Here is an 18,225-nt window from a genome sequence, read left to right on the forward strand (position 1 = left end):
GCCGAGTGACCTCGAGGGTCAAGAGTTCATGGTCTGGGCGATGACTTGTAGATGTTGAGTTGTAATCCATCGGCTCCGAGCTTTCGCCCTTCAGCTTTTAGCTGTGGGCTTGACACAATATACCGACGGAGGGCTCCGGCGTTAGCCACCATCGGTTTGCAGACGGGCATACACCAGGTAAAGCCGCTGATGAGAGGTCGGGTTTGAGTACGGAGGGGCTTGTAAAAAAACTGGGGCGAGGCGGCGGCGGGTGGTTAGTTCAAAGGCTACGGCCATCAGGCCAGCGCTCAAAGGGTTGAGCTTGGTTTTGGCCTCGAGCAGCTGCTGGGGTAGGGGAACGGCAGTCCAGCCCTGACTCAGCCCGCTTCCGGCCTTGACCCTGCAGGGTGACCAGAAGAGCCCCGGCCCCAGGGCCAGTATGGCCAGGGTTGCGAGGGCTGTCCAGCGTTGCCAGTGCTTCATAAATATGACCAGGTTACTCTATAACGCCGCTCAGGGTTTGACCAGTTCAAGCCGTACCGGCAGTGGGGGCGTTTGCAACAGGTCGTTCAGGCGCTCGATCTCTTGGGGGGAATTAAAGCCCGAGATGGAGACCACACCGCCAGTAATGGGGCTGCGAATGGTGGGGGCGATCAGGATACGCCCATCCACCACGATGGCCAGCCGGCGGCCTACGTTGGCTGAGGTAAGGCGGGCAAACCTGGCGGCACCCTCCCGATTCAGGCGCAGGATCAGGGCGGGGCGGCCCGACTCTCCCTGGCCGGCTTGTACCCTGTACAGGTCACGGTTGGTAAGGGCCGGTGCTTCCAGGTCGGTGGGCCGGATTTGAGCAACGGAGCGATTGCTGGCGCTTGCTTTGACCAGTTGAAGGGCCAGATTGCCCCGCTGGGTGAGCAAAGCCTTGACCCTGTTGCGTACCGCAGCCTCGAGCGGCGGCAGGCGCACAATCACGGTGCTGTTTTGAACCTCGAGCCGAAAGCCCCGCACCCCGACGTTTTGCAGGCGCCGGGATAACAGGCGGCGGGTTTCTTCGAGCGTCTGGGGGTTTACGTTCCCAACTGCCCGCAACCGAACCACTTCCAGACGGGCCTCGGCTTCCTGGGCCTGCCGGGTGCGGTACTCCTTAAGGTCGCGGAAAAACGCAGACAGGCTCACGAAGAACACCACCAGCAGGATCACCGGAATCAGGGTGAACAGCAGGTTGAAAATCCACCGTGCGACGTTTCCCATAGATACCGCCGCTGTTGAAAGGGGCCCCAGGGTATGGGTTGCAGATAACAAGCCGGGAAATGGAGAATACCCTTTGGGTTACACCCTCTTACAACCGAACAGTCCGCGAACCGCGCTAAGTACCTCCCGCCCATGTTTTTGGATAGTGGCATGATCGAAAATCATTCGGGTATTGCGCCCGAACCATGATTTTCTAGCGTGGCCTGGATTCATCTCTAAACCTTATACAGGCGCAACTTAGTCCGTTGCCACTTCGACCTGCTGGCTAGCCTCGAGGATATCGCCCTCCTGGAAATCGGTAAAGCCATCCAGCATAATGCCGCACTCGAAGCCCTGGGCCACCTCGCGCACATCGTCCTTGAGCCGTTTGAGACCCTCAATCTTGCCCTTCCAGATTTCCTTACCTTTGCGCAAGACCCGCATATCGGCGTTGCGGGTAATTTTGCCCGAGGTGACCATGCAGCCCGCAATGGTGCCCCGCGAGAGCTTGAAGATGGCCCGCACCTCGGCGGTACCGAGGATTTCTTCCTTGAACACCGGTTCGCGCTGCCCTTTGATCATCTTGCGAATCTCGTCAATCAGCTCGTAAATGATGCGGAAGGATTGCAGCGGTACCCCTTTTTGCTCGGCCATTTTCCGAACCGAGCCGCCGGGGTTGACGTTGAAGGAGAGGATAGCACCGTTGGCGGTAGAGGCCAGCAGCACATCCGATTCGCTAGGAGCCCCGACCCCGGCCAGCAAGACGTGAATCTTGACTTCTTCGCTGGACTCCCGGGCCAGGATGTTCTGGATGGCCTCGAGGGAACCCTGGGTGTCGGTACGCAGGATCAGGTTGATTTCTTTCTGCTCGGCTTCGTGCATGGAGCGCATCAGGTCGGCCAGGTTGCGGGCCCGGCCCTGCTCTGGTGCTACCTGGCGGGCCTTGCGCTCTTCAATGCGCTCCTCCGTAATTTCCTTGGCGGCTACCTGGTCGGGCACCCAGGTGAAGGCGTCACCGGCTACCGGCAAATCCGAAAAGCCCAGCACCTGCACTGCGCTGCCGGGCCCGGCCTCGCTGCGCCGGGCACCCTCGGCGTCGGACATGGCCCGGATCTTGCCCCAGTGTTCACCGGCCACCACATAATCGCCAATCTTGAGGGTGCCTTGCTGTACCAGGAGGCTCACCAGCACCCCGGCTTGCTTGTCCACCCGCGCTTCCAGGATCACCCCCTGGGCCTCGGCTTTGGGGTCGGCCCGCAGATCCTCGAGTTCGGCTATGAGCAAGATGGTCTCGAGCAAATCCTCGATGCCCTGGCCGGTCTTGGCCGATATGGGTAGCACTTCCACATCGCCCCCGTAAGCCACCGGCACCATCCCGAGTTGCATCAAGTCCTGGTAGACCTTATTGATGTCTGCACCCGGCAGATCCATTTTATTGGCGGCAAAGATAATTTTCGCCCCAGAAGCCTTTGCGTGGGCAATAGCCTCCTTGGTCTGGGGCATGACCCCCTCGGTCGCAGCCACTACAATAACCGCAATATCGGCTACCCTGGCCCCCCGCTGCCGAATGGTGGTGAAGGCCTCGTGGCCGGGGGTGTCGATGAACACCACCGTACCCCCCTTCGTCTTAACCTCAAAAGCTCCCACATGCTGGGTGATGCCGCCCGCTTCTTTCTCGGCTATGCGGCTTTTACGCAGGTAGTCCAGCAAGCTGGTCTTGCCGTGATCTACATGCCCCATAATCACCACCACCGGTGGGCGGTGGGGAATGGCTTTGCGGGCTTCCTCAGCCTTTCGGGCTGCTTCGGCCACTCTCTGTTCACCAATCAGTTCCTTGACGGCGCTCGCGGTGTCTTCCTCGAGGGTGCTGGCATGAGATTTGTAGGCCACCCCCATCTCGTCGAGGATTTTCAGCAACTCGTCGTTGGTCATGCTTAGCTCTTTAGCGAGCTGATAGATTCTGATTTTGGCCATGCTGACCTCCTGTGTACGTCGCAGGCCTCAGGTCGAAGGTTTGCCGACCTGTGATGCCTGACTATCCACCCTTCCAAGAACAATTTGTAAGGCCTGCGAAAGTTCCCGGGCCCTGGCCCCGGCAAAGCGACGCAGCTTTTTTTCGGCCCAGCACTCCGGTTTGTCGGGGCATACATACGCACCGCGCCCTGGTTTGCGCCCGGTGGGGTCGAGGATGGGGCCTGCCTCGGTTAGCACAATCCGCAACAACTCACGCTTGGGCCTGCGCTCTCGGCAGGCGATGCACTGGCGTATGGGGATGTGCCTGGCCTTTGACACCCCGGCCCTCCTCCCTACTCGCCATCCTTGAACAGGCTCTCGAAGCGGCTCTTGGCGTCTTGCGAAACCTTGACACCCTCTTCCTTTTCGGCGGCTTTGAGCAGGGCTGCATCAAGGTCGGTGATTTCCTCGGCTTCCTCAAAGTCAATTTCGTAGCCGGTGAGCCTGGAAGCCAGACGCACGTTCTGACCGGCCTTGCCAATGGCCAGTGAGTGCTGATCCTTGGGAACAACGACGCTGGCGCGATTTTTACCGTCTTCTGTGGTCAGAATGGTGATTTCGCCAACTGTGGCAGGCGAAAGCGCGTTGCGGATGAACTCTTTGGGGTTCGGGCTCCACTGGATAATGTCCACCCGCTCCCGGCCCAGCTCTGCCGACACCGCCTGGATGCGCTGGCCCTTGTGTCCGATGCAGGCCCCGATGGGATCCACGTTGGGGTTGTGGCTCATCACCGCTACCTTGGAGCGGCTGCCAGGTTCGCGGGCCACTGCCTTGACCTCCACGATGCCCTCGGCAATCTCGGGCACCTCCTGGCGCAGCAGGTAGCGCAGCAGTTCTTCGTGGGCGCGGGAGACCACCAGACTGGGGCCCTTGGACGAGCGCTGCACCTGCTTGAGATAGACCTTGATGCGCTGGCCTGGGTGGTAGCGCTCAGTGGGAATCTGCTCTTTTGGGGGCATCAGGGCCTCGCCGCGCCCCAGCTCTACATACACGTTGCCCCGGTTGTCCACCCGGGCCACGCTACCGGTTACCACCTCGCCCTCTTTGTCTTTGTATTCGTTGTGAACGCGGGTACGCTCGGCTTCCTTGAGGCGCTGGGTAAGCACCTGCTTGGCGATCTGTACCGCAATGCGGCTGAATTCCTCGGGGTCTACCGGGAACTCCATCTCTTCGCCTACGGCCACCTCGGGGTCGTACTGTTGCGCGGTGGTCAGGTCAATCTCCTTGTCGGGATCCTGAACGGTTTCCACCACCCGGCGGATTTCCAGCACCTCGAGGCTGCCTTCCTGGGTGTCCAGGTGCACCTCCACTATGGGGCCTTTGCCTTCTTCTTCTACTTCTTTTGGGCGAAAACCCTTCTGCCGCAGGTAGGCCAGCCGCAGGGCTTCTTCGAAGTTGGAGATGAGTTCTTCGGCGGTGACCCCGCGCTCGAGGGCTACCTGGGAAAGGGCGTCTACGAAATCTTTGTTCACAGAATTTGCCTCCTTTTTAGATGCTGATGGCCGATAACTAATGGCTGATGGCGAAAAGGCTTTGAGCTATGGACTATCAGCTATTGGCTCACCTTGGTTTATCCGGCCACTCCGCCAGATGGGCCTTGAAGGTGCCGAGCTTTAGGGTGCGGGTCTGGTCATGCTCGAGCACAAACTCCACCATATCGCCCCTGACCGGCCCCACCCGCCCGGTAAAGTTGCCTTCAGGGCTACGCACCTTTACCTTGAGTCCCACAAAGCGCTCAAAATGCCGGGCGGTGAAGAGTGGGCGGTCGGCGCCGGGTGACTCCACCTGTAGCAGGTAATGCTCAGGCAAGAGGGCCTCGAGCTGATCCAGCCGGGCTCCCAGGGCACGGTTGGCCCGTTCCAGATCCGAGACCGAGATGGGTATTTCATCCTTGCGCTCGATGCGCACCAGCAGCACCCGGTTCTTGCCACCCTTGAGGCTGGCCTCGAGCACATCGTAGCCGAGTGGCGACAGGACGCTTTCGGCCAGTTGATCCCACTGGGGGACGCCACTGCTGACAATAGCAGACCCTTCTGGCTGGGGATTCTCTGGCTTCACTCGCTCACCTCCTCCCCAAGAAAGAAGGGTGGGTTTGCAACCCACCCCCCTGGAATCTTGGGAGTTCCTATCATTCAACGTTATATCACTGTTTGATGAGAGGGTAAAGTGAGGTAGCTTGCGTTGTGCTGCCAACCAGGGTTTTTAGTGTAAACAACCCCCTCCATGAGGAGGGGGAGCTTGGTGCCGGGAACAGGACTTGAACCTGCACACCCTTGCGGGCGCATGACCCTGAATCATGTGCGTCTACCAATTCCGCCATCCCGGCTCAGGGCAACAAGAATAGTAGCCAGTTCTGTTCTTTTCGTCAAGAGGTATTGGGCGAAGCCCATTCAATGCACAGTCGTAGAAATGCCTGTACAGATACATGATTAGGTTTAAAGGCAACGTCACGGCTCTAGCTGCGCTGTATGTCGGAAGCCGAATCCGGTGACTGTTCATTACTCCCCTGCGGCATAGGGGGGAGGTTAAGTTGTGCCTGTATAAGGTCTAGAGATGAATCTAGACCGTGCCAGAAAATCATGATCCGGGCGCAATACCCGAGTGATTTTCGATCATCACAGTAGCCAAAACATAGCCGGGAGGCACTTAGGTGGGTTTGTTGAGCAGCCACTTCGTGTAGTCGATCGGTTGAGGGCCTCGCCCAATACCCTTCCCACCCTCCCTACGCAGTAGGGAGGGGGCTCGAGGTCAATTCCTTCCAGAAACCTGGAGGTGTATGAACAACTATACGACGGTGTACTCATCCGAATCTCCCACCGAAACCTCAGCTTGTTGCTCACAACCTTTGCTACAGCGTACACTCTGCCCTGTGGAACCCACCTTATTCCGCAGCCGACGCGACCGGAAGTTGGGCGAGAATGTTGCCGTGCGCCTCGAGGGCGTCACCAAGCGCTTTGGCGAGCACAAAGCGGTAGACAACGTGAGCCTTGAAATTCGAGACGGCGAGTTTTTTAGCCTGCTGGGGCCTTCGGGCTGCGGCAAGACTACCCTGCTGCGCATGATTGCGGGCTTCGATACCCCGGATGAAGGCCGGGTCATCATTGGCGGCAAGGACATGACCGAAGTGCCGCCCTATCTGCGCCCGGTCAACACGGTTTTTCAGAATTATGCTCTCTTCCCCCACATGACGGTGGAACAGAACATCGCGTTTGGATTGCGTATGAAGAAAATGCCCCGCGACGAGATTGCCCGTCGGGTACAGTGGGCCCTGGAGCTTATCAACCTACCGGGCTACGAAAAACGCCGCACCGACCAGATGTCGGGGGGGCAGCGTCAGCGCATTGCCCTGGCCCGGGCCCTGGTCAACGAGCCGGAAGTTTTGCTGCTCGACGAGCCGCTCTCGGCCCTCGACCTCAAACTGCGCCAGGAGCTGCGGGTAGACCTGATGAACCTGCAAGAGCGCCTTGGCATCACCTTTATTTTCGTCACCCACGACCAGGAAGAGGCCCTGGTGATGTCGGATCGCATTGCGGTCATGAACAAGGGTCGCATTGAGCAGCTCGGCCCCACCGAGGAGATTTACGAGCTTCCCAAAACCGCTTTCGTGGCCAAGTTTATCGGCGACTCCAACCTGATTCCGGCCCAGGCTCTGGAGCCGCGCAAGGTGCGTACCCCCATTGGCGAGTTTGTCCTCGACGACGAGGACGCCCTTACCCCAGGCCAGGAGGTGCTGCTTTCAGTGCGGCCCGAGAAAATACGGCTTTTTCGGGAGAAGCCCAACCTGCCCAACGTATTCCGGGCCAAGGTAGACGACATCATCTACACCGGCTCGGAGAACCAGTACGTGCTGCTTGCCGACGGCCAACGGCTGATGTGCGAGACCCTCAACCAGGACATTCAGGAGCCCGGCCACGAGGAGTTTACCTACGACGAGGAAGTCTGGGTGGCGCTCACCCCCGAAAAACTGGTGGTCATTCAAGGTGGGGTGGAAGGGAGTAACCCCTATGCGTGAGGCTGCAACCCCTTGGGAGCGCCTGCGCCAGGTGCTCCTGACCATTGGGCCAGGGGCTTTTTGGTTGGGGCTGTTTGTCCTGATTCCCACGCTCATCATGCTGGTGGCCTCGCTGATGAGCCGGGGCAGCCTGGGCCAGTTGGTGCCGCCCTTGGGCCTGCACAACTACCTGCGCTTTTTCTCCGACCCCCTGTTTGTTGAGATTATCGGTCGCAGCCTGTGGATCGGCTTCTGGTCTACGGTTTTTATCATGCTGCTGGGTTATCCGCTGGCCTTTTACATTGCCCAGAGCCGCCACAAGGAGGTTTTGCTTCTGCTGGTGGTGATTCCCTTCTTCACCAACTTTCTGATTCGGGTGTATGCCTGGATTGTGGTTTTTCAGAAAGAAGGCCTGCTCAATGGCCTGATCACAGCTTTTGGGCTCCCGCCTGCCGAACTGCTACCCTCCACACTGGCGGTGTATGTGGCAACGGTTTATACCTACCTGCCCTTTTTTGTGCTGCCGTTGTATGCCGCTGTCGAGCGGATTGACTGGAGCCAGCTCGAGGCCGCCTACGACCTCGGGGCCCGGCCCATCCGGGCCTTCTGGGAGGCCATCTTCCCCCAGACGGTGCCGGGTTTGTTTGCGGGCTTTTTGCTGGTGTTTATCCCGGCGGTGGGTACCTTCGTGATTGCCGACCTGCTGGGCGGGGGCAAGGTCACGCTCATCGGCAACCTGATTCAGCTCCAGTTTGGTTCTGCACAGAACTGGGCTTTTGGCAGCGCGGCCAGCATGGTGCTGATGGCCATGGTGCTGCTGGGTTTGTGGCTTTACGCCCGTACCCAGGGCGAAAGGGGGCTGGACAAACTGGTATGAGGTTCAGCGCTACAAGTCAGAGGCCCAAAGCTTTATGTGCAGACTGCACAGAGCCCTGGGCCCATTCCTCTCGGCGATTTAGCAGTTCCCATCGGGGCGGTTTCGGGAGGCTCACTTGAAGCGATTGCTCTCCTTTCACGCCTGGCTGGTGTTTGCCTTTTTGTATCTGCCGATTGTGGTCATCGTGGCGCTTTCGTTCAACAAAAGCCGCTTTGGAGTTCGGTTTACGGGCTTCACCTTCGACTGGTATATCCGGCTTTTTAGCAACGAGCGCATTCTGGAGTACCTCACCAACACCCTGATTGTGGCGGTGGTTTCCACGGTCGTTTCGACCATTCTGGGTACCCTTCTGGCCGTGGGGCTGGTGCGCTACCAGTTTCGCCTGCAAACAGCCCTGCGCTACTTACTGTACGTGCCGGTGGTGGTGCCGGATGTGGTGATGGGCATCTCGCTCTTACTTTTATTTGATGTGGTGCGCGATGCCATCGGCTGGCCCCGGCTCTCGCTTTTTACCATCATCCTGGCCCATATCAGCTTTCAGATAGCCTACGTGACCCTGGTGGTGCGGGCCCGGCTGATGCTCTTGGATCCTACCCTGGAAGAGGCTGCCAAAGATCTGGGCGCTACCCCCTGGCTTACCTTCCGTGAGGTCACCCTGCCGCTCATTATGCCGGGGGTGGTCTCGGGGGCGCTGCTGGCTTTCAGTTTGTCGCTGGACGATTTCGTGGTGACCTTCTTTACGGCGGGCCCTGGCTCGACTACCCTGCCGCTTTACATTTACTCCTCAGTGAAGTTGGGTGTGAGCCCCGAGATTCACGCCCTATCTACCTTGATGGTGGGGATTACAATTTTGGTATTGCTTCTTGGGACACTGTTCTGGAGGAAACGGGCCTGAGCCTCGCACCGGGGCCAGGCATGGGAGGTGGAGTGTGCACAGAATCTGGGTGGTCGGTTTACTGGCTTTGCTAGTAGCGGGCTGTGGGCAGCAGAAAAAGGAGCTTCGGCTGCTGAACTGGTCGGACTACATGCCCCGCGAGGTGCTGAGCGAGTTCGAAAAGCGCGAGGGGGTCAAGGTGGTGGAGGATACCTACGACTCCCCCGAAGCCATGCTCTCGAAGCTTCAGGCAGGCGGCGATAGTGAGTTCGACCTATTGATTACCCCCGACTACACGGTAGGCACGCTGGCCCGGGCTGGCAGCTTGCTGGAGCTGGACAAGAGCAAAATTCCCAACCTGCAGAACCTGGACCCGCAGTTCGCCGACCCTGCCTTTGACCCCGGTGGGAAGTACAGCGTGGTGTACCAGTGGGGTACTACTGGACTGGCCTACCGCGAAGACCTGGTGAGCGGGCCGGTGGAGAGCTGGGCGGTGCTCTTCGACCCCGCCAAGCAGGTTGGACGTTTCCTTCTGCTGGACGAAATGCGCGAGATGATAGGAGCGGCCCTGAAGTACAAGGGTGAGTCGGTGAACACCACCGACCCGGCCAAGCTGGCCGAGGTACAGGCGCTGCTCCTCGAGGCCAAGCGCCGCTCCCAGGGCTTTGCTGGGGGCACCAGCATTCGCGACCGCCTGATTGCTGGCGATATTGCGGTAGGGCCTGCTTATTCAGGGGATATCCTGGCAGCGCAGTCCGAGAACCCCAAGCTGAAGTATGTGATTCCGGTGGAAGGGGCTACGCTCTGGACGGACAACCTGGTGATACTCAAGAAAAGCCCCAATCACGAGCTGGCACACAAGTTCATCAACTTTTTGCTCGAGCCCGAAATTGCTGCACAAATCTCCAACTCGATTGGCTACGCCACCCCGGTAGCGGCTGCGATGGACAAAATCGAAGAGAGGGACAACCCTCTCATTTACCCCACAGAGGAGAAAAGAGCCCGCCTCGAGCTGCTGGCCGACCTGGGTGACCAGGCCGACGCGTTCAACAAAGTCTGGTCGGAAGTGAAGTCGCGCTAGGGCCAGCTTCCTTCAACCCGATTCCCACAAGAGCTCGGGGGGGGGGTTATGTGCGCCCGCGATAGAAATATCATGCTGCTCAACGGAAGTGCGAATTATGGGGTTTGCAGCGGCGCGGCCTCGTGAATTACCCTTTCGCTACCCATTACGTTTCTATCGTGGATATACCTAATAGCTTGAAACCTGATGGATGTTTAGAATCCGTTAACCAAAGCGTTTGTCGGGCAGAATCTTACTTTTGTCAGAAGTGGTAGGGCTATACTCGAGGCGTGAGAATGCTCCTGGGGTTCCTGACCCTCTTCAGCCTGGCGCTGGCCCAAACCGGGCCCCAGCTTTACCAGCAGAATTGCGCGTTCTGTCACGGTGAGAACGGTCAGGGGAGGGTGGGGGCCTTCCCGCCCCTGGCTGCCCATACCACCGAGCTGATCAAAACCCCCGAGGGCCGTGCACACCTGATCAACACCTTGCTTTTTGGCATGCAAGGCCCCGTTCGGGTCAAGGGCAATACCTATAACGGAGTCATGCCAGCATTTGGACAGCTTACCGATGAGCAAATTGCGAATGTGCTTAATCACATCCTCAATGCCTGGGGTAACGACAAGCTACTGCCGCGAGACCACCGGCCCATTACCCCTGCGGAGGTCGCCAACGCCCGCAGCGTCAGCAGCCGTCCAACCCCCCAACAAGTGGGCAGCAACCGCACCCGTATAAACGTCCCATAGGCCAGTAGCATAGAATCTCTTGTGGAGGAGTCTAAATGAAACATCTTCTTGTGGCGTTGGCTCTGATGGTCTCTGCTGCGTTTGCACAAAGTGGGCCTACCCTGTACCAGCAGTGCCAGGGTTGCCACCAGCCCACCGGGGCGGGCATACCGGGGGTCTTTCCCCCGCTGGCCGGGCATGTTCCCGAGATTCTGGCCGCCCAGGGGGGGCGGGCCTGGCTTATCCAGGTACTCCTGTGGGGCATGAGCGGTGAAATTAGCGTAAAGGGGGCAAAATACAATGGGGTTATGCCGGGCTACAAGCAACTGAGCGATGCTGACATTGCCGCCCTACTGAACCATATCTCGACCCAGTGGGGCAACAAGTTCCCCGCAGGCCAGCGGCCCTTCACCGCCGCCGAGGTACAGGCGCAAAGGGCCAAGACCATGACGGCAGCCCAGGTCAACGCAGCCCGTAAGGCGCTCGGACTGAAGTAAAATCGGACTGGGCTTTTCCGAGAGCACCCTGGGGTGCTCTCGTTTTGTTAGGCTGTGGGATGTGAAGGGCGAGGCGAACCAGAAGCTTTCAACCACCGATTGGGCCGTTCTGGCGGCTTTGCTCGAGCAGCCCTCGCACGGGTTTCGCATTGCGGCGTTATTTGCCCCGGAGGGCGAACTGGGGGAAATCTGGCGCATCCAGCGCACCCAGGTGTATCGGGCGTTGGAGCACCTGGAAGCAGGGGGGCTGGTTGAGGCGGTACGACAGGAAGAAGGCGATGCCGGGCCGCCCCGAACCCTTTTTGCGGCCACCTCCAGCGGTCAGACATCGGCGCTCCGGTGGCTGCATACCCCTGTGACCCAATTGCGCTACGGACGCTCCGATCTGCGGCTCAAAATTGCTTTTTTGATGCGCCTGGGATACGACCTGACGCCTCTGCTCGAGGCCCAAAAGGGGGTTTTTTCAGAGATTCTCGATAACCTGCAACCCCAGCGAGCCGAGGGAATTCACCTGGTGTCGGTTTTATGGCGTATGGAGATGGCCAAAGCTGGCCTGCGATTTATTGAGCAGCTTCAGGCCCGGAATGTGGCCTTGTCCAAATAAGTTCTGTCTCCTATAGTTACACTGTAACTATAGGGAGGAGGCAGATAGTGATTCGTTTTCTGAGTCTGTGCTTGCTGCTAATGGGGCTGGGTCTGGCCCAGAGCAACACCATCCGGGTGGTGGCTGCGGCAGATTTGCAATACGCCCTGGCTGAAATTGCCCAGGAGTTTGAGCGTCGGAACCCAGGGACCAGGGTTGAAATTACCTTTGGCTCCACGGGGAAGCTGTACACCCAGCTCATGCAGGGCTTGCCCGCAGATATCTATTTTTCCGCCGACGAGGTTTTTCCAGCACTGCTCGAACAGGCCGGGCGCACTGTGCCCGGAACTGTGAAACTCTATGCGGTGGGCCGGATGGTGATCTGGGCCTCCAACAGCCTGGTACAGCAAGGGCTTGACCCCCGCAAACTGGGGCCGCGGATTTTGCTTGACCCCAGAATTACCAAGGTTGCCATTGCAAACCCGGTTCATGCCCCCTATGGACGGGCGGGTGTGACGCTCTTGGAGCGCTTCGGGATGCTGCGCCAGACCCGCTCAGCTAAATGGGAGGACATGACCGCCGGCATCCCGGCCTACTACGACGTTGCGGCTCTGCGGCGGGGCAAGCCCGGTTTTGAGTTCGTGTACGGTGAGAATATCTCCCAGACAGCGCAACTGGCCCTCACCAGCACCAATATCGGTCTGATAGCTCTCTCCATTGCCAGAAGCGAAACCATGGAGCGGGCCGGGGTGTTCTGGCTCTCGCCTTTGAGCAGTCATATGCGTCTTAACCAGACCTACGTGATTTTGCGTGGGCAGGATCGCCCGCCGGTGCGGCGTTTCTACGACTACATCGCCACGCCTGAAGCCCACCGGGTGTTGCGCAAGTATGGGTTCTTACTACCGGGGGAGAAGCTGGAGTAATGGACGACCCGGTTTTCTGGCGAACCATGCGCCTGACCCTCGAGGTCAGCCTGGTCACCACGGCAATTCTGCTTTTGCTGGGTGTGCCGCTGGGCTGGGTGCTGGCCCACAAGCGCTTCCCTGGCAAGCGGGTGCTGGAATCCGTTGTGCTACTGCCCCTTACCCTGCCTCCGACCGTGCTGGGGTTTTACCTGCTCCTGCTGCTGGGGCAGAACGGCCCTATTGCCCAGACCTTTGGCTTCACCTGGGCTTTTCGCTTCGAGGGGTTGGTGGTGGGGTCGGTTTTGTTTAGCCTGCCCTTTGCCCTCAACGGTTACCGGGAAGCCTTTCGCAGCCTGGATCTGGATCTGGTTCAGACCGCCCGTACCCTGGGGGCGGGGTGGTGGCGGGTCTGGCTCGAGGTGATTCTGCCCATCACCTGGCCGGGAATCTTGTCGGGCTCCATCCTGGCTTTTGCCCACACCCTGGGCGAGTTTGGGGTGGTTTTGATGGTGGGGGGCAGTATTCCCGGCAAAACCCAGATGGTCAGCATCTACATCTACGACCAGGTACAGGCCCTTCAGTTTGGCCGGGCAGCGGAGGCTTCGGGCGTTTTGTTGCTGGTTAGCTTTGCCCTTGTGTACCTAGTGCGAACCCTGGAGGATGTGTGGAGATCGCGTATGCCCTCGAGCACCCGGTAAAGCTGAAGCTCAACCTACACGTGCAGGGATTTACAGTTCTGCTGGGCGAGAGCGGGGTGGGCAAGACCAGCCTGCTCAAAGCCCTGGCGGGCTTGAACCCGGCAAGCGGCCAGCCCTTTGCGGGGTTGCGAGCCGAAGAGCGCCCGGTGGGATACCTACCCCAGCACTTTGCACTATTCCCGCACCTGCGAGCCTGGCAAAACGTGGCCTTTCCACTGGCCCATCTACCCGGCGAAGCGCGCAAACGCAAGGCCCTGGAGTATCTGGAACAGATGGGCATTGCCGAACTGGCCGAGCGCTACCCAAAGCAGATGTCCGGTGGACAGCAGCAGCGGGTGGCGCTGGCCAGAGCGCTGGCCCGCGAACCCCAGATTTTGCTGCTCGATGAGCCCACCAGTGCCCTGGATATGGCCACCCGCGAGGAGGTGTTTGGGGGGGTGCTGGAACAGCTAAAAGCCCTCAAAATACCTACCCTGGCAGCAACCCACGACCAATGGCTGGCCCAGCGCGCTAACTGGGTGGCGGTGTTGACCAAAGCAGGACTGGCCCAACAAGGCACCTCTGAAGAGGTATTTGCCCGCCCCGCCACCCTCGAGGTAGCCCGGCTGGTGGGTTTTCGCAACCTATGGGACGGCATGGTGGTCGAGGCAAGTGGACAGTGGGTACAGGTGCAAACGCAGGTCGGCCTGCTAACGGCACCCCGACCCGACTGGGCAAAGGTGGGAGAGCGGGTCTGGCTGGGGATTCGCTCCGAGGAGGTCTTTACCCTGGAGGGCCCGCTGAACCTGGTAAGGGGTGAGGTACAACACTTGCGCTCGCAGGGTCTGCGCGTTCGCGGCTTGCTAAAGGTGGGCGAAATTGCTCTGGACTTTGTTACGCCCCGCTACAAGCAGGGCCAGCTAGGCCTGGCCGAAGGCCAGCGGCTCGAGGTTGCCCTCGAGCCCCGGTACCTGCACCTGATTCGGTCTGGTTATACCAAATCTGCTCAGAAGTGACCCAAAAGCGATATACAAGTCCCTCGGACGCGCCCCCTGGCGCGGCAAGTGAGGGGCGCGTTTAGCGCCGCTCACGCGCAGAGCTGGTATTAGGACTGCTTTTGTTCGGGCTTGCTTTCCTCGGGCTTCTTTTCTTCCTCACTCAGACCTTTGCGAAACTCCCTGGCCGATTGGCCGAGTCCTCGAGCCAACTCCGGTAGCTTGCGGGCGCCAAACAGCAAGACCACAATCAACAGGATGATGATGAGCTCAGTAGGGCCGATAGGCATACGCTTCCTCCTTACCGCCAGTATACGCCGACTGGCATTAGTCCAAATGTATACCCAGGCCGTAACAGGAATGTGAAAAGGGTGCAGGGTTGCTCGAGGGCCTGGTGGGTGTTTGATGGAAGCGCACGAGCAAATGGCCTTCAGCGGCAACCAGTTCGCTTCCATCGCAAAAAAAGTCTTCGTAAAAGGCACGTTGCCTACTCCGTTTTCCCCCTCACACTTCCCGATACCGATCCCGGTGAATTAATAAGGCCAGGCCCAACCCCAGATACACCATTACCAGGCTGCTGCCCCCCTTCGAAACCAGCGGCAACGTCAGTCCGGTCACCGGGGCCAGTCCTAAGGTGACCCCAATGTTGACCACCACCTGAAAAGCCAGCATCGAGAGCACCCCGGCAATCACCAGCCGATCCTCCATTCGCACACATTCCAAAATCATTCGGCCCAGGCGGAAGAAAAGCAGGGCGTACAGCAGCATCAGACTCAAAGCCCCGACAAAACCCCATTCCTCGGCCAGCACTGCATAAATAAAGTCGGTCTGGCGCTCGGGTACGAAGCCTAGCTGGGTCTGGGTGCCGGCCCCAAAGCCCTTGCCCATCAACCCCCCAGAACCGATGGCAATGGTGGACTGGATTTGCTGAAAACCCTTACCGCGGGGGTCTTTGGACAGATCGAACAAAATTTCGACCCGGTCGCGCTGGTACTGGTTGAGGTTGGGCCATATGACCGTGGGAACCAGTATTGCCACAGCTACCAGCCCCAGGACGATGTGACTTGTGGGCATCCCGCGCACAAATAGAATGCCCAGAAACCCTGCAATGAGCACCAGCGTGCCTCCAAGGTCGGGCTGGATGAACACCAACCCCAGGATGGGCGCTGCCAGCAAAATCGGCAAAATGTAATCCAGTGGACGTTCCAGGGGGCGGGCCGCCAGTATCCGGGCCAGCACCAGGATGAGTCCGATTTTGGCAATCTCGAGGGGTTGAAAACTCACCGGCCCCAGGTCGAACCAGGCCTTGGCGCCATTGATCTCACGCCCTACCAGCAAGACCAGCACCAGCATCGCTACCGAAACCGCATAGAGTGGGAAGGCCCAGGAGAGCACCTGGCGGCGCGAGAACATCTGTACCAGGAGTCCCACAGACAGTGCAACCGGAAACGCAACGAGTTGCTGGAGCCAGACCCCACGGCTGGGGGCCGCGCTGTAAAGCGTGACCAGCCCCACCAGATTAATAAGCAAAACCAGGCTAATCAGCACCCAATCGTAGGCAAATACCGGAACCCTGCGTAATGTCATCCCCTCAGTCTATCCAGATGCGGTGAGATTTGTCAGTTCGGGTGGTGTTACTACAAACGTATCCGAATTCTTCGAACTCGAGGGCGAGCGATGCTAAACTTGGGGCTGGAATAGAGGAGGACGAAAAACCATGGACGAAATCATTACCATTGGTGCGGCTGTGATTATCGGCTTGTTGCTGGTTATGTTCATTTTTTTTGTCAAAGATAAGGGTTTGCCCAACAAAGACCACTAGTTTGTCAAACCCAGACGAACTTCTGGCCTCAGACATACTGGACTCGAGTGGTTATCGAAACTGCGGGGGTTTTTTCAAAATAAACCTATACCGCGGTCAGAGAATGAACGCTGGCTTGCCCTGATGAGAGACCTGTGTAGCATATCTTCGTACCCTGCGTTGCGCAAATAATCTCACGTATTTACGCCGGTAGTTACAATTAGCGTAATATATCGCCAGGAGGCAGTTATGCGTGAGGTGTTTGTAGTCTCGGCAGTACGTACCCCCATCGGGCGTTTTGGCGGGGCGCTTAAGGACTTTTCACCCATTGATCTGGGGGCGCACGTGATGAAGGCGGCCCTCGAGCGAGTGGGTTTGAGTGGCGCCGACCTGGATTTGTTCGTGTTTGGGCAGGTCTTGCGAGCCGGGCATGGGCAGTTGCCGCCCCGGCAGGCAGCTTTCAAAGCTGGAATCCCCAATACGGTGGATGGCTACGCGGTGGACATGGTGTGTGCCTCGGGGATGCAGGCCGTGGCCAATGGGGCGCTGGCGATCAAGAACGGCGATGCCGAGGTAGTGCTGGCGGGCGGTATGGAGTCCATGACCCAGACCGGGTTTTACCTCTCGAGCCGGGCCCGCTGGGGCTACAAGTACCTGGCCGGTGCGCCCGAGCAACTGCAGGATATTCTTCAACGCGATGGACTTTCTGACCCCTTCACCGGCGAGGCCATGGGCGACCAGACCGAGCGCCTGGCTGCCGAGTTCGGCGTGAGCCGCGCTGAGCTGGATGAGGTGGCGATGCATTCTCATCTCAGGGCGGCCAGGGCCCAGGAGGCCTGCCATTTCAGCAAGGAAATTGTGCCCCTCGAGGTCAAGACCCGCAAAGGGGTGGAGAAGGTCGAAAAGGACGAAGGCGTGCGGCCCGAGACCACCCTGGAATCGCTGGCGGCCCTGCGCCCGGCCTTTAAGAAAGACGGGGTACTTACCGCGGGCAACGCCTCGCAAATCTCCGATGGGGCAGCAGCCCTGGTTCTGGCCAGCCCCGAAGCAGTGCAGAAGCACGGCCTGAAGCCCATTGCCCGGATTCTAGGCAATAGCTGGGCCGCCGGTGAACCCTGGCGCTTCCCAGAGGCCCCGATTCCCGCAGTGCGTAAGCTGCTGGATAAGCATCGGCTGAGTGTTACCGATTTTCACTTGTTTGAAAACAACGAAGCCTTTGCCCTCAACAATCTTTTGTTCAGCCGCTTGCTGGGTGTGCCCATGGACAGCCTGAACGTGCATGGTGGAGCCATTGCCCTGGGTCATCCCATTGGGGCCTCGGGCGCCCGTATCCTTACCACCCTGATTCATGCCCTGCACACCCACGGCAAGGAGCGCGGTCTGGCTGCCATCTGCCACGGCACCGGCGGGTCTACCGCCATGGCTATAGAGGCTGTTGATTAAGAGGTTGTGTGGGCCTTTTCCAGACTGTGGGTCTGCATGTGAAGGTTGGGTGTCCGACCTGGGAAAAAACTTCCCTCAAAATGCAGCTGGGCTGGTGCAATAGGGTGGCGCTGACCATTTGTTGGATACTGGTGTGTAAACTGCAGGAGAAGCCAGGAGGACACTATGCAGGAGAATTCTGAAAGCAAGACCTGGGTCGAGGAAATTCAGGTGCAGGGTAGCGAGCTGGTAAGTAAAGTACAGGAGCTGCTGCGCGACGCTACCGCCACACGGGTTACCATTTGCAAGCCCAACGGCGAGGAGCTAATTTCCCTGCCGCTTACGGTGGGCGTGCTGGTAGGGGGGTTGCTTACCCTGGCGGCCCCGCGCCTGGCGGCCATTGGGGCCATTGGGGGGCTGATTGCCCAGTTCAAGCTCAAGGTAGAGCGCCGCAGCGACGGACAGTTAGAAGTGCGAACCCTCGAGGAAGAATCCAAGACCGACTTCCCCGACCAGCCCGCTTGAGTTTCGAGTTTCCCGGCGGCCATTGTCCAGAACAAAGATCCTTAGGCCCGGATGGCTCGATATTTGTGAAGAGC

At 59.0% G+C, this 18,225-nt stretch carries 20 protein-coding genes and 1 tRNA gene; 12 read left to right on the plus strand and 9 right to left on the minus strand.

What is annotated here, in order from left to right; translation table 11 throughout:
- Positions 1-141: 141 nt before the first annotated feature.
- From J3L12_RS04365 to J3L12_RS04395, 7 genes are all read right to left on the minus strand, one after another.
- Complete coding sequence (locus J3L12_RS04365) at positions 142-462, minus strand: hypothetical protein (protein WP_208013823.1); 321 nt, start codon at positions 460-462, stop codon at positions 142-144.
- A 30-nt stretch (positions 463-492) separates the two neighbouring features.
- The gene (locus J3L12_RS04370; RefSeq protein WP_208013824.1) at positions 493-1,230 is read right to left on the minus strand and encodes a hypothetical protein; all 738 of its coding nucleotides are present in this window, start codon (positions 1,228-1,230) and stop codon (positions 493-495) included.
- 237 nt (positions 1,231-1,467) lie between these two features.
- Positions 1,468-3,183, minus strand: coding sequence for a translation initiation factor IF-2 (infB, locus tag J3L12_RS04375; RefSeq protein WP_208013825.1), 1,716 nt, complete (start codon positions 3,181-3,183; stop codon positions 1,468-1,470).
- A gap of 27 nt (positions 3,184-3,210) precedes the next feature.
- Complete coding sequence (locus tag J3L12_RS04380) at positions 3,211-3,501, minus strand: YlxR family protein (RefSeq protein ID WP_208013826.1); 291 nt, start codon at positions 3,499-3,501, stop codon at positions 3,211-3,213.
- Positions 3,502-3,515: 14 nt separating this feature from the next.
- Positions 3,516-4,694, minus strand: coding sequence for a transcription termination factor NusA (gene nusA, locus J3L12_RS04385; protein ID WP_208013827.1), 1,179 nt, complete (start codon positions 4,692-4,694; stop codon positions 3,516-3,518).
- Positions 4,695-4,782: 88 nt separating this feature from the next.
- Complete coding sequence (rimP, locus tag J3L12_RS04390; protein WP_208013863.1) at positions 4,783-5,244, minus strand: ribosome maturation factor RimP; 462 nt, start codon at positions 5,242-5,244, stop codon at positions 4,783-4,785.
- Positions 5,245-5,461: 217 nt separating this feature from the next.
- Positions 5,462-5,548 (minus strand) — tRNA-Leu (locus J3L12_RS04395).
- Between the two features lie 543 nt (positions 5,549-6,091).
- Between J3L12_RS04395 and J3L12_RS04400 the strand changes: the two genes are divergently transcribed.
- The 10 genes from J3L12_RS04400 to J3L12_RS04445 all read left to right on the plus strand — a co-directional run bounded on the left by J3L12_RS04400 (position 6,092) and on the right by J3L12_RS04445 (position 14,424).
- A complete protein-coding gene (locus J3L12_RS04400; protein WP_208013828.1) occupies positions 6,092-7,234 on the plus strand; it encodes an ABC transporter ATP-binding protein in 1,143 nt (380 codons plus the stop codon).
- On the plus strand, positions 7,227-8,090 hold the full coding sequence (locus J3L12_RS04405; protein ID WP_208013829.1) for an ABC transporter permease: 864 nt from the start codon (positions 7,227-7,229) through the stop codon (positions 8,088-8,090). The genes J3L12_RS04400 and J3L12_RS04405 overlap by 8 nt, the downstream gene beginning before the upstream one ends.
- 115 nt (positions 8,091-8,205) lie before the next feature.
- The gene (locus tag J3L12_RS04410; protein WP_208013830.1) at positions 8,206-8,985 is read left to right on the plus strand and encodes an ABC transporter permease; all 780 of its coding nucleotides are present in this window, start codon (positions 8,206-8,208) and stop codon (positions 8,983-8,985) included.
- Positions 8,986-9,019: 34 nt separating this feature from the next.
- Complete coding sequence (locus J3L12_RS04415; RefSeq protein WP_208013831.1) at positions 9,020-10,045, plus strand: spermidine/putrescine ABC transporter substrate-binding protein; 1,026 nt, start codon at positions 9,020-9,022, stop codon at positions 10,043-10,045.
- Positions 10,046-10,314: 269 nt separating this feature from the next.
- Positions 10,315-10,767: a cytochrome c gene (locus tag J3L12_RS04420; protein WP_347708832.1), complete on the plus strand. Its 453-nt coding sequence runs from the start codon at positions 10,315-10,317 to the stop codon at positions 10,765-10,767.
- Positions 10,768-10,802: 35 nt separating this feature from the next.
- Positions 10,803-11,243, plus strand: a complete 441-nt coding sequence (locus J3L12_RS04425) for a cytochrome c (RefSeq protein WP_208013832.1) — start codon at positions 10,803-10,805, stop codon at positions 11,241-11,243.
- A 61-nt stretch (positions 11,244-11,304) separates the two neighbouring features.
- Entirely contained in the window at positions 11,305-11,847 is a 543-nt protein-coding gene (locus tag J3L12_RS04430) for a helix-turn-helix transcriptional regulator (protein ID WP_347708833.1), read from the plus strand.
- 47 nt (positions 11,848-11,894) lie between these two features.
- Positions 11,895-12,749 carry a molybdate ABC transporter substrate-binding protein gene (gene modA, locus J3L12_RS04435; RefSeq protein WP_347708834.1) on the plus strand — a complete coding sequence of 285 codons (855 nt, stop codon included), beginning with the start codon at positions 11,895-11,897 and terminating at the stop codon, positions 12,747-12,749.
- Positions 12,749-13,429 (plus strand): molybdate ABC transporter permease subunit, encoded by a 681-nt coding sequence (modB, locus tag J3L12_RS04440; protein WP_208013833.1) that lies wholly within the window; start codon positions 12,749-12,751, stop codon positions 13,427-13,429. Before modA ends, modB begins: the two co-directional genes overlap by 1 nt.
- Positions 13,396-14,424 (plus strand): ABC transporter ATP-binding protein, encoded by a 1,029-nt coding sequence (locus tag J3L12_RS04445; protein ID WP_208013834.1) that lies wholly within the window; start codon positions 13,396-13,398, stop codon positions 14,422-14,424. The genes modB and J3L12_RS04445 overlap by 34 nt, the downstream gene beginning before the upstream one ends.
- Before the next feature lie 89 nt (positions 14,425-14,513).
- Here J3L12_RS04445 and tatA read toward each other — a convergent pair whose 3' ends face one another.
- Both tatA and rodA read right to left on the minus strand, forming a co-directional pair.
- Positions 14,514-14,693 (minus strand): twin-arginine translocase TatA/TatE family subunit, encoded by a 180-nt coding sequence (gene tatA / locus J3L12_RS04450; protein ID WP_208013835.1) that lies wholly within the window; start codon positions 14,691-14,693, stop codon positions 14,514-14,516.
- A 214-nt stretch (positions 14,694-14,907) separates the two neighbouring features.
- Positions 14,908-15,990, minus strand: coding sequence for a rod shape-determining protein RodA (gene rodA / locus J3L12_RS04455; RefSeq protein ID WP_208013836.1), 1,083 nt, complete (start codon positions 15,988-15,990; stop codon positions 14,908-14,910).
- A gap of 463 nt (positions 15,991-16,453) precedes the next feature.
- Between rodA and J3L12_RS04460 the strand changes: the two genes are divergently transcribed.
- Both J3L12_RS04460 and J3L12_RS04465 read left to right on the plus strand, forming a co-directional pair.
- Complete coding sequence (locus J3L12_RS04460) at positions 16,454-17,647, plus strand: thiolase family protein (protein WP_208013837.1); 1,194 nt, start codon at positions 16,454-16,456, stop codon at positions 17,645-17,647.
- 165 nt (positions 17,648-17,812) lie between these two features.
- Complete coding sequence (locus J3L12_RS04465; RefSeq protein ID WP_243454913.1) at positions 17,813-18,151, plus strand: DUF4342 domain-containing protein; 339 nt, start codon at positions 17,813-17,815, stop codon at positions 18,149-18,151.
- Positions 18,152-18,225 lie beyond the last annotated feature (74 nt).

This window comes from Meiothermus sp. CFH 77666 (assembly GCF_017497985.1).
GTDB lineage: Bacteria > Deinococcota > Deinococci > Deinococcales > Thermaceae > Meiothermus.

Excerpts from the sequence above, each read along its gene's own strand:
- J3L12_RS04365 (WP_208013823.1), bottom strand. The coding sequence starts at position 462 with ATGAAGCACTGGCAACGCTGGACAGCCCTCGCAACCCTGGCCATACTG.
- J3L12_RS04370 (WP_208013824.1), bottom strand. The coding sequence starts at position 1,230 with ATGGGAAACGTCGCACGGTGGATTTTCAACCTGCTGTTCACCCTGATT.
- infB (WP_208013825.1), bottom strand. The coding sequence starts at position 3,183 with ATGGCCAAAATCAGAATCTATCAGCTCGCTAAAGAGCTAAGCATGACC.
- J3L12_RS04405 (WP_208013829.1), top strand. The coding sequence starts at position 7,227 with ATGCGTGAGGCTGCAACCCCTTGGGAGCGCCTGCGCCAGGTGCTCCTG.
- J3L12_RS04425 (WP_208013832.1), top strand. The coding sequence starts at position 10,803 with ATGAAACATCTTCTTGTGGCGTTGGCTCTGATGGTCTCTGCTGCGTTT.
- modB (WP_208013833.1), top strand. The coding sequence starts at position 12,749 with ATGGACGACCCGGTTTTCTGGCGAACCATGCGCCTGACCCTCGAGGTC.
- tatA (WP_208013835.1), bottom strand. The coding sequence starts at position 14,693 with ATGCCTATCGGCCCTACTGAGCTCATCATCATCCTGTTGATTGTGGTC.
- rodA (WP_208013836.1), bottom strand. The coding sequence starts at position 15,990 with ATGACATTACGCAGGGTTCCGGTATTTGCCTACGATTGGGTGCTGATT.
- J3L12_RS04460 (WP_208013837.1), top strand. The coding sequence starts at position 16,454 with ATGCGTGAGGTGTTTGTAGTCTCGGCAGTACGTACCCCCATCGGGCGT.
- J3L12_RS04465 (WP_243454913.1), top strand. The coding sequence starts at position 17,813 with ATGCAGGAGAATTCTGAAAGCAAGACCTGGGTCGAGGAAATTCAGGTG.